Below are 10,267 nucleotides of genomic sequence, written 5' to 3' on the forward strand. Positions count from 1 at the left end.
GAGTACGAATCATCATGCGAACCGTGACATCACGGATCCTGGGGGCACTTGTTGCATGCCTTCTGTCCGCAGCGGCATCTGCCTACGAAAGCTTTGTCATCGAAGACATCCAGGCCGTGGGGCTACAGCGCCTGGAAATCGGCACGATCCTGACCTATCTGCCCGTGACCAATGGTGACGAGCTGAATGATCGCACCGGTCAGCAGGCGATTCGTTCGCTCTACCAGACCGGTTTGTTCGAGAACGTGGCCCTGGGTCGCGACGGCGACACGCTGCTCATCTACGTGGAAGAGCGTCCGGCGATTGCCTCGTTTGAAATCGAGGGCAACAAAAAGATCAAGGGCGAGGAAGTCGACGAGGCCATGGAGTCGGCGGGCCTCAAGCAGGGCGAGCTGTTCCGTCGAGTCATTCTTGATCAGGTGCAGCAGGAACTGACCCGTCAGTACTACGCCAACGGCTACTACGACGTGAAGGTCGAGACCGAAGTCGAGGAGGTCTCCGATAACCGTGTCAGCATTCTGGTCAAGGTGACCGAAGGGCGTGTCGCCAAGATCGAGCAGATCAACATCGTTGGCAACGAGGCCTTTAGCGACGCGGAATTGCTGGATACCTTCAAGCTCGAAGCCAGCAACGTCTTCAAGTTCTTCCAACGCTCCGATCGCTACTCCAAGCAGCAGCTGCTGGGCGATCTGGAAGCGTTGTCGTCGTATTACCTGGACCGTGGCTACCTGAAGTTCAATGTGGACTCGGTGCAGGTGGCGCTGACGCCAGACAAGAAAGACATCTACGTCTCGATCAACGTCAGCGAAGGGCAGACCTACACGGTGTCTTCGCTGGAGTTTGCCGGCGATCTCATCCTCAATGAGGACTACCTGAGACGCCTGGTGCTGCTGGATGCGGGGGATACTTTCTCGCGCAAGGAAGCGACGGAAGGTGCCGAGCGCATCAGTGACGCCTTGTCGAACTTCGGCTATGCCTTTGCCGATGTGCGCCCGCTCCCCGAGCTGAACGAGGATGATCGGACCGTCAAGCTGAGCATGTACGTCGATCCGGGCTCACGCGTCTACGTCCGGCGGATCAACTTCTCCGGCAACCTGAAGACGCAAGACGAAACGCTGCGCCGCGAAATGCGTCAGTTCGAGGGCGCCGTGTTCTCGCGGGCTGCGGTCGAGCGCTCGCGCATCCGTCTGGCTCGCCTGGCATTCGTCGAGGACGCCACCGTGGAAACGCAGCCGGTGCCGGGCACCGATGACCTGGTCGATGTGATCTTCGAGATTACCGAACGGCCTCCGGGTTCGGTGCAGTTGGGTGTCGGCTTCTCGGGTTCACAGGGCTTTCTGCTGACCGGCAGCGTCACGCACTCCAATTTCCTGGGCACGGGGAATCGGGTCAGCGCCTCCGTGGAGTCGAATGAGTTCTCCCGCTCCATCGCAGGTAGCTGGACCAATCCTTACGCAACGCCCGAGGGCATTAGCCGAACGGTTGATCTGCGTTACCGTGAGTCTGAGCAGGTCGTGCGCTTTAGTTCCGGTTTCGACACCAATACGGCTACGGCCTCTTTGACCTATGGGTTCCCGCTGTCCGAGTACACATCCATTCGCCTCGGCGGCGGTCTGGAAGCGGTGACCATCGAAACCTTTGCCAATCAGAACATCACCTCCAATGAGGTGCTGGAGTTCGTGGTCGCCGAAGGGACGAAGTTCTACAACCTGGAACTGCGCACCGGCATCATCCGCGATACGCGCAACCGCACCATCTTCGCGACACGCGGTGCGCTGCATCGCCTGACCCTGGACCTGACGGTGCCGGGTAGCGATCTGCAGGTGTTCAAGGCCTTCTACAACTTCCAGCAGTACGTTCCGATCTACAAGGGCCTGTTTGGCGAGATCAATGCGTCCGTGGGTGTGGCGGATGGCTACGGCGATACCGACCTGATTCCGCCCTACGAGCGCCTGTTCGCCGGGGGCTCTCGTTCGGTCCGTGGTTATCGTGACGGCACGCTGGGGCCGCGTGATACGCCGCGCAACCTGTTCAATAATCCCTTTGGTGGCAAGTTCCGCATATACGCGCAGAACGAGCTGATCATTCCGACGCCTCTGGAAACCGACAATAAGAGCACGCGCCTGTCCGTGTTCTACGACATCGGCAACGTTTTTAATGAAGTCGATGATTTCGAGACCGGCGAACTTCGCAGTTCCTACGGCATCGCTTACACCTGGTTCACGCCGTTTCTTGGCGTGCTGGATCTGAGTTACGCGATTCCTGTCGGTCCCGAGCAGGGCGATGAACTGGATCGCTTCCAGCTCAACTTCGGTACAGGCTTCTAAGACACGCCAGCTGGCCTGGTGTCCAACTCGATTCGACCAACCGTCCAAATCTCATGAAACAGATCACCACGATTCTCGCTCTTCTGATTGCCGGTGTTGCCTGGAGCAGCACGGCCCTGGCAGAGATCCGCATCGCGACCATTCAGTCCCAGCGACTGATCAAGGAATCGCCGCAGTACAAGAAGATGGAAGCCCAGATGAAGGCCGACTTCGAGCGTCGCGCCAAGGAACTGGAGCAGCAGGGCAAGCAGCTGTCCGAAGACCTGCAGGCCTTCAAGCGCAATGCTGATGTGATGAGCGCAGCAGAGCGGGCCCGTACGGAAAAGGACCTCAACACGCGCCGCATCGACTTCAACTACTCGGAGCGCAAGTTCCGTGAGGATGTCGCCGCCCGTGAAAAGGAACTGGCCCAGCAGCTGATGAACCAGATTTCCGAAGTGATCGAGGCCGTGGCCACCGAAGGCAAGTACGATCTGGTCCTGCAGGATCCGGTCTACGCCAGTGACGCCGTGGACGTGACGGGGCAGGTGCTGCGCCGTCTGGAAAACGCGAAGTAGGGATCCGGTCACTTGGCCGTTCGACTGCGGACGCTGGCTGAGCGCTACGGCCTGGAGCTGGTGGGCGACGGCGACGTCGAGATTGACGGGGTCTGCACCCTGGCCAATGGCCGGGCCGGTGGGATCAGCTTTCTCGCCAATCCGCACTATCGCCGCCATCTGAGTCAAACCGCAGCCAGCGCGGTCATCGTCGCCGAAGCCGACGCGTCCGACCTGTCCACGCCTGGCCTGGTGGCGCAGGACCCTTACGTTGCCTACGCACGGGTTGCCGCCGAATTCGTGCCGGCACCCGATGCCCAGGGCAGCATCCACGCCCGCGCTGTTATCGATGAAGGCGCCAGCCTGGGTGCCGGCGTGAGCGTGGCCGCCGGTGCGGTCGTCGCCGCAGGTGCCCGGCTCGGTGACGGCGTCAGCGTCGGCGCGAATGCCGTGATCGGCCGCGATGTCAGCATCGGCGCGCAAACCCAGCTAGGGCCCAATGTCACGCTCGAAGAGGGTGTGGTGATTGGCGCGCGCTGTCGTCTGCATCCCGGCGTCGTGGTCGGTAGCCGCGGCTTCGGCTTGGCCATGGATGCAGGCCGCTGGATCGAGGTGCCGCAGCTGGGAACCGTGCGGGTGGGCGACGATGTCGAGATCGGCGCCAATACCACCATCGACCGTGGCGCCGTCGAAGACACGGTTATCGGAGATGACGTCAAGATCGACAACCTCGTGCAAATCGCCCATAACGTGCGAATCGGCGACCACAGTGCGCTGGCGGCCAAGGTGGGCATTGCCGGCAGCAGCACGATCGGGTCTTATTGCATGCTCGGAGGTGCCGTGGGTGTGGCCGGTCACCTCGAGATCACCGACAAGGTGATGATTACCGGAATGACGCTGGTGACTCGCTCGATTCGCGAGCCCGGCACGTACTCCTCCGGTTGGCCGGTCGCCACCAGTGGTGAGTGGCGCAAGCAGGTTGCACGGCTGCGTCGCTTGGGCAAGCTGGAAGACCGGGTCAAACAACTCGAATCGGGTGCCTGAGCATCCCGACGGACAGGCAGGACAGGGCGGGGTAGCAGATCAGTGGCGGGCGAAAGCACGATTAACGATATTCTGAAGCTGGTACCGCATCGGTACCCGTTTCTTCTGGTCGACCGCGTGGTCGAATTCGATGGGCAGGAACGGCTGGTCACGTTCAAGAACGTGACCTACAACGAACCCTTTTTCCCCGGACACTTTCCCCAGGTGCCGGTCATGCCTGGCGTGCTGATCCTGGAGGCGCTGGCGCAAACCTGCGGCCTGCTGGTGTCGCATGTGACCGGGGTACGCGCATCGGACGGCATCATTTTGTATTTCGCCGGCATCGACAAGGCGCGTTTCAAGCGCCCCGTGTCGCCCGGCGACCGCCTGATGATGGAAGCCAAGGTGATCCGTCATAAGCGGGAGATCTGGAAGTTCGAGGCACGTGCCTGGGTCGATGACCAGACCGTGTGCACGGCCGATCTCATGTGTGCAGCCAAGTCCGTCGTCGAATGAGTATTCATCCCACGGCCATCGTCGAGCCCAGCGCGCAGATTCACGACACCGCCGACATCGGCCCGTACAGCATCATCGGGGCCGATGTGGAAATCGGCGCGGGCACGCGTATCGGTCCGCATGTCGTGATCGGGGCCCAGACCCGCATCGGGGAAGACAACCAGATCTTCCAGTTCGCCTCGGTGGGTGAGATCTCGCAGGACATGACGGCCAAGCCGTCCGACAACACCTGGACGCTCATCGGCGACCGCAACGTCATCCGTGAAAACGTGACCATCAACCGGGGCACGCTCAAGGAAGACGGCACCACCCGCATCGGCAGCGACAACTGGATCATGGCGTACTGCCATGTGGCCCATGACTGCCAGATCGGCAGCCATACCATCTTTGCGAATAACGCCAGCCTCGCCGGTCATGTGCACATTGGCGACTGGGTGATCTTGGGCGGCTTCACGCTGATCCACCAGTTCTGCCGAATGGGAGCGCACAGCTTCACGGGCTATGCCTCCGGGCTGGATCGTGATGTGCCCCCGTTTGTGCTGGTGGATGGCAATCCGGCGGTGCCACGTGGCATCAATACCCGTGGGCTGCAACGCCGGGGCTTCGACCGGGACGCGATTCGTCGCATCAAGGAGGCCTACCGGACGATTTACCGCAAGGAGCTCCGCCTGCCAGACGCCGTCGCGGCCTTGCGCGAGCAGCAGGATGACGAGCACGTCGCCTCGATGATCGAATTTATCGAAGCCTCGCAGCGCGGCTTGCAGCGCTAGCAAGCCTTCACCTCGCGTCACGCCATGCGGATCGCCATTATTGCCGGGGAAGCCTCCGGCGACATTCTCGGTGCGGGCCTGGTCCAGGCCCTTTCGCGCCGTGTGCCTGATCTCCAGGCCTTTGGTGTCACCGGGCCACGCATGACCGCGGCTGGCTGCGAATCGCTCGCGGACATCGAGACCTTGTCGGTCATGGGTCTGGTCGAGGTGCTGAAGGAAGTCCCACGACTGGTGAAATTCCGGCGCAGGCTGATCGAACAAATCCTGGCCCGCAAACCCGATGTGGTCGTGGGCATTGATGCACCAGACTTCAATCTGGGCTTGGAAAAACGCCTGCGCGCCCGGGGCATTCCGACGGTGCACTATGTCAGCCCGTCGGTTTGGGCCTGGCGGCAGGGGCGGGTTAAGCACATTGCCGAGTCGGTCGATTTGATGCTGACCTTGTTCCCATTCGAGGCCGCCTTCTACCGAGACAGCGGAATACCGGTCCGGTTTGTCGGGCATCCGCTGGCGGATCAGATTGCCGCCGACCCCGATCCCGCTGCGGCTCGACAATCCTTGGGGTTGCCGGATCAAGGCCCCGTGCTGGCTTTGCTGCCCGGTAGCCGCGGCAGCGAGATCGACCGGCTCGCACCGCTGTTCTTGCAGGCTGCGGAGCGGCTGACCCGTGACATGCCCGATCTGCATTGCATCCTACCGGCCGCCAATGCGAAGGCGCGGGAACGACTGGATGCGCTGGTTGCCGGGTCGCCGCTGGCGCTCACCGTCGTCGACGGCCAATCACAGGCGGCCATGGCGGCAGCCGATGCCGTGCTGATTGCCTCCGGCACCGCGACCTTGGAGACTCTGCTGGTCCAGCGACCGATGGTCGTCGCTTACGCCACCAATGCCTTAACAGCCTGGCTGATGCTGGACCTGGGGCTGCTCAAGTCGCCGCATGTCGCATTGCCCAATCTGCTCATTGACGACCCGGCTGTTCCGGAGTTGTTGCAGGGTGCCGCCACACCGCAGGCATTGGCGGGTGCGGTGCGTCTACTGCTACAGCGCCCCGCGTATGCCCAGGCCCAGACGCGACAGTTCGCGGCCGTGCACAAGGCCTTGCAGCGCAATGCCGATGAAGAGGCTGCCGATGCCATTGTGGAGCTGCTGGGGTGACCACGGAGCGCGTGGCAGGTGTTGATGAGGTCGGCCGCGGGCCGTTAGCAGGGCCGGTTGTTGCAGCGGCGGTGATTCTCGACCCCGACCAACCCATCGAAGGACTGGCCGACTCCAAGAAGCTCACCGAACGTCGGCGTGAGGCCTTGTTCGAAACGATTCAGGCGCGCGCTCTGGCCTGGGCCATCGCCGAGGCGAGCGTGCAGGAGATCGACAGCCTGAATATCCTGCAGGCGTCCTTGCTGGCCATGCGACGCGCAGTCGAGCAGCTGAGCCCAGCGCCAACCCAAGCGCTGGTTGATGGTAATCGCTCCCCCGGGCTGGACTGTCCGACCACGCTTGTCATCGGCGGCGATGCGGTGGAGCCGGCGATTAGCGCAGCCTCGATTCTTGCCAAAGTGACGCGAGATCGACAGCTCGTCACCTTGGACAAAACCTACCCGGGCTATGGGCTAGCTCGCCACAAGGGGTATCCCACCGCCGCGCATCTCGACGCACTCCGGCGCCTGGGCGTCACACCCGTCCACCGGCGCAGCTTTGGACCTGTGCGCGACTTACTGGGCAAAGGGCAGCAACCCCTCTTCGGGTAAGCCAAGATACGACGCAATACCGTTCATTTGGGCGGAGCCATCACCACACTGCATCCTGTTCCCGTGCGATGGGATGCTGTAGCGACGTGGATGCCGTGCCGGACTGAGGGTGCAAGGTCGTATCAATCCACCCGTGGCTGACAATCTGCCAGAACACTGTAGGTGTGACCTCATGCCCGTGAGGTGACGCGCACGCCTACAGATGATCCAGTGGACTACGCACCCCAAATCCACCTCTCTCGAGCACGTGGGTATAGATCTGAGTTGTCTTCAGGTCCTTGTGGCCAAGCACTGCTTGAACAGTGCGAATATCGGCACCTGACTCCAGCAGATGTGTCGCGAAGGAGTGGCGCAAAGTGTGGCAGGTTGCACGCTTGCGCAAGCCCGCAAGGGCAACAGCGCGCTTCATCGATTTCTGCATCCATGATCGATCAAGGTGATGACGCCGAACAATCCCACTTTGCGGATCAACACTGCGTGCGGCAGCTGGAAACACGTACTGCCACCCCGCCTGACGCTCCGCGTTGGGGTATTTGAGCGCTAGCGCGTTGGGTAGCCAAACTCGCCCATACCCAGCCTCGATATCTGTTACGTGCATCGCCAAAGCCGCTGCGATCTGTGCTTTTAGAGCCGCCACAAGCCGACTAGGCAGAGGCACCACTCGGTCCTTATTCCCCTTGCCACTTCGGACAGTAATTTGCGCGTAGGCAAAATCTACGTCATGCACCCGCAGCCGCAGCGTCTCCATCAAGCGCAGGCCGGCCCCATACATCAGGCCTGCAGCCAGGTACTGAGGCCCCGACAACTGAGCGAGTAGCTGCTTGACCTCATCCCGTGACAGCACGACCGGAACGCGACGTGAGGGCTTCGCGCGGACTACGTCCGTTAACCATTCCGGCTCCATCTCCAACACGTGGTGATAGAGGAACAAGATGGCAGACATGGCCTGGTTCTGAGTAGAGGCAGACACTCGGCGCGAGACCGCAAGGTGGGTGAGAAAGGCCTCGATCTCGACCTTGCCCATCTCACGTGGATGCCGCTTATCATTGAAAATGATGTACCGCCGAACCCATTGCGTATATGTTTGCTCGGTACGGTAAGAATAATGCCGCGCACGTAGAGCGTGACGCAGCTGATCTAATAATCTAGGTTGTGATGACGACATGGCCACCGAGAGCGCTATGAACCTATCGACCCACTACGGATAATGCGCGACATGCCGGACACCCGAGCAGCTGCCTCTCAGTCAAAGGTCGCATCTCGTGTCGTATTAGGTGGCCAATGGCAGCATCTTAGCCCGCTCGAGACCACATCTATAGAGTAGAGTCGTGTGAATTCAAAGAGTTACAAACTATTTGGGCGTATTAGGTGGCCCAGCCGCAGGGGATTAGGTCGCCATTTTCCATCCAATAAGCGTTATGCCGCATCTTCTTCGCGCTCATTCCGCGTCATGCACTCAATTGCAAATGCAACTCTCTCGACACCGATGCACTTCCTTTCCAGCAAGTCCAGCGTGGCGCGGTGTTCCGCCCTAATCTCGTTTCGTCCCTGCTTTGTCGCAAGCATGTTCAGAAATGCGCCTGCTAACACGCCAAGGCTGAATCCCATTCCAGCAAGAAACCACCCGATAACTGTTTCCATTGGTAATCCTTTTGCGGCAGCGGCATAACAATTCGTTCAACCGGACGTGCGCTCCGCTGCGCTCCACGCACGCCGGTAAACTCAGGCGTTGGGTGCTTATGATCATGTCCGGATTCGTCGTCGGAATCCGTTAGCGGTCTTGAGAGCCATACAACGTGGGAGCAAACTCGTGCCGTTTAATCGCATTGTTCTTTCCTCGCTTTTTTCGCTTGTGCTCACCGCCTGCGGTGGCGGTGGCGGCTCAGATTCTGCAGGTGCCGATTTCTGTTTAGCGCACTTTCTCGGCGGCACAACGCAGGGCAACTGTCCAGATTGCTCGTCGAGCAACTTTTCGGCAGTGGCGGATGACAACGGAGGCACATTCGTTGAAGTACGGTTTGCGCCTGGTGGGTCCGGCCAAGCCACTGTCAGGGCCACGGCACCGGCGGGTACGGTGTTTAACAGCGGTGGAAATGCCGGAGCCCTTGCGCAGTTTCCAGCCGGGCAGTACGAGAACATCGGAATTCGGTTTCAAACCTATCTCGGCGGTGTGAACAACACCGTTGGAACCAATGGCGAGTTCACGGTCAACGGCAACATAAGTGGTAACGGCGCAGCCACGTACTACTCGTTCAATCCGAATGCAGATTTTGATGCAATCGAAGTTGTCCTTAGCTTGGGCGGTAATAACTCCCCAGCAGTAGTTCGATTACACGAGATCTGTGGTGATCGCTGAACGCACCCAACAAATCGCTGCACCCGACACCTGCTTCGCAGGCTGCGTCGCTGCGCTCCTTGGCCCTTCGGGCTGCGGGTGAGCTCAGGCGTTGGGCGACAGAAAGCCAACTTCATCCCTAACTCCCTGCGTAGCTAAACAGGCCTCCCTAAACAGCACCTTCTAACAGGTGCTATCATCAGGTCGTCAAATTCTGATCAGGAAGCAGCATGGCCATCAAGTTCTCAGAAGACGTGGTTCCTCTCACAGACCTGAAGGTCAACCCCGGCAAGGTCGTCAAGCACGTTGCCAAGGCCCACCGTCCAACCTTACTTACCAGTCGCGGCCGCGGGGTGGCTGTTGTGCAGTCCGTTGGCGATTTTGAGGCGGCGGAGGAAGAGCGCGCCTTTATGCGTGCCGTAGTGGCAGGGCTCAACGACCTTGAATCAGGCAATGAGGTCTCCTTGAAGGAAGCAAGAACACGGTTAGGGCTATAGGCTGGTGGAAAAGGATTCCGTCACGTTCGCTGAGTCCGCCGTTCGGGATCTTGAGGAAATTCAGACTTGGTATGAAGGTGAGTTGGTGCCGGAGGTCGGTCGGCGGTTGGTGTCGGAAATCTTTGAACGAGTCGAAGCCGTTCACGACAATCCAGACATGGGCAGAATAGTTCCAGAATTCGGCCAGAAGTATCTGCGGGAACTCATTCATCCGCCATTTCGCATCGTGTGCAAATGTGAAGCTAAGAAGGTCCGCGTTGTGAGGGTTTGGAGGAGCGAGCGCTTGCTCAAGTTGCCTGGTGAAGCAGATGAATAAGGCGGCAATCGGGAACGCAGTGCCGCTGTCGCCCGACTCAGGTGAACCGCCCCGGGTTTCTCGGCTGGGCGTAGACCCACGAATAGATCGTCTCGTGGCTCACGTGCATGGACGGATCGTCCGGGTGTTCCCGTTTCAGCTTTTCTGCGATTTGCTCTGGCGACCACTGACGATGCTCAAGCATGCTGACGACCCGATCTGA

At 60.2% G+C, this 10,267-nt stretch carries 12 protein-coding genes; 10 read left to right on the forward strand and 2 right to left on the reverse strand.

The window, feature by feature from the left end:
- Window positions 1-14 precede the first annotated feature (14 nt).
- From bamA to rnhB, 7 genes are read left to right on the forward strand one after another with little or no spacing between them, the layout of a single operon-like run.
- On the forward strand, window positions 15-2,327 hold the full coding sequence (bamA, locus tag DEH80_RS16085; RefSeq protein ID WP_109721542.1) for an outer membrane protein assembly factor BamA: 2,313 nt from the start codon (window positions 15-17) through the stop codon (window positions 2,325-2,327).
- Between the two features lie 53 nt (window positions 2,328-2,380).
- On the forward strand, window positions 2,381-2,884 hold the full coding sequence (locus DEH80_RS16090) for an OmpH/Skp family outer membrane protein (protein WP_109721543.1): 504 nt from the start codon (window positions 2,381-2,383) through the stop codon (window positions 2,882-2,884).
- Between the two features lie 12 nt (window positions 2,885-2,896).
- Window positions 2,897-3,907: a UDP-3-O-(3-hydroxymyristoyl)glucosamine N-acyltransferase gene (lpxD, locus tag DEH80_RS16095; RefSeq protein WP_109721544.1), complete on the forward strand. Its 1,011-nt coding sequence runs from the start codon at window positions 2,897-2,899 to the stop codon at window positions 3,905-3,907.
- 42 nt (window positions 3,908-3,949) lie between these two features.
- Entirely contained in the window at window positions 3,950-4,402 is a 453-nt protein-coding gene (gene fabZ / locus DEH80_RS16100) for a 3-hydroxyacyl-ACP dehydratase FabZ (RefSeq protein ID WP_207774657.1), read from the forward strand.
- Complete coding sequence (gene lpxA, locus DEH80_RS16105) at window positions 4,399-5,172, forward strand: acyl-ACP--UDP-N-acetylglucosamine O-acyltransferase (RefSeq protein ID WP_109721545.1); 774 nt, start codon at window positions 4,399-4,401, stop codon at window positions 5,170-5,172. The genes fabZ and lpxA overlap by 4 nt, the downstream gene beginning before the upstream one ends.
- Window positions 5,173-5,196: 24 nt before the next feature.
- Window positions 5,197-6,327, forward strand: a complete 1,131-nt coding sequence (lpxB, locus tag DEH80_RS16110; protein ID WP_109721546.1) for a lipid-A-disaccharide synthase — start codon at window positions 5,197-5,199, stop codon at window positions 6,325-6,327.
- Window positions 6,324-6,917, forward strand: a complete 594-nt coding sequence (rnhB, locus tag DEH80_RS16115; RefSeq protein ID WP_109721547.1) for a ribonuclease HII — start codon at window positions 6,324-6,326, stop codon at window positions 6,915-6,917. The genes lpxB and rnhB overlap by 4 nt, the downstream gene beginning before the upstream one ends.
- Before the next feature lie 196 nt (window positions 6,918-7,113).
- On the opposite strand, the gene DEH80_RS16120 is transcribed toward rnhB, so the two are convergent.
- Together DEH80_RS16120 and DEH80_RS16125 are read right to left on the reverse strand one after the other, a co-directional pair.
- Entirely contained in the window at window positions 7,114-8,082 is a 969-nt protein-coding gene (locus tag DEH80_RS16120; protein WP_109721548.1) for an integron integrase, read from the reverse strand.
- A gap of 251 nt (window positions 8,083-8,333) precedes the next feature.
- Window positions 8,334-8,558 carry a hypothetical protein gene (locus tag DEH80_RS16125; RefSeq protein ID WP_109721549.1) on the reverse strand — a complete coding sequence of 75 codons (225 nt, stop codon included), beginning with the start codon at window positions 8,556-8,558 and terminating at the stop codon, window positions 8,334-8,336.
- Between the two features lie 169 nt (window positions 8,559-8,727).
- Here DEH80_RS16125 and DEH80_RS16130 point away from each other — a divergent pair, with 169 nt between their 5' ends.
- The 3 genes from DEH80_RS16130 (at window position 8,728) to DEH80_RS16140 (ending at window position 10,065) form a co-directional block, all read left to right on the forward strand.
- Window positions 8,728-9,273 (forward strand): hypothetical protein, encoded by a 546-nt coding sequence (locus DEH80_RS16130; RefSeq protein ID WP_133249285.1) that lies wholly within the window; start codon window positions 8,728-8,730, stop codon window positions 9,271-9,273.
- Window positions 9,274-9,482: 209 nt separating this feature from the next.
- On the forward strand, window positions 9,483-9,749 hold the full coding sequence (locus DEH80_RS16135) for a type II toxin-antitoxin system Phd/YefM family antitoxin (protein ID WP_109721551.1): 267 nt from the start codon (window positions 9,483-9,485) through the stop codon (window positions 9,747-9,749).
- 4 nt (window positions 9,750-9,753) lie between these two features.
- Window positions 9,754-10,065: a type II toxin-antitoxin system RelE/ParE family toxin gene (locus DEH80_RS16140; RefSeq protein ID WP_109721552.1), complete on the forward strand. Its 312-nt coding sequence runs from the start codon at window positions 9,754-9,756 to the stop codon at window positions 10,063-10,065.
- The last annotated feature ends 202 nt before the right edge of the window (window positions 10,066-10,267 follow it).

Source organism: Abyssibacter profundi (assembly GCF_003151135.1).
GTDB lineage: Bacteria > Pseudomonadota > Gammaproteobacteria > Nevskiales > OUC007 > Abyssibacter > Abyssibacter profundi.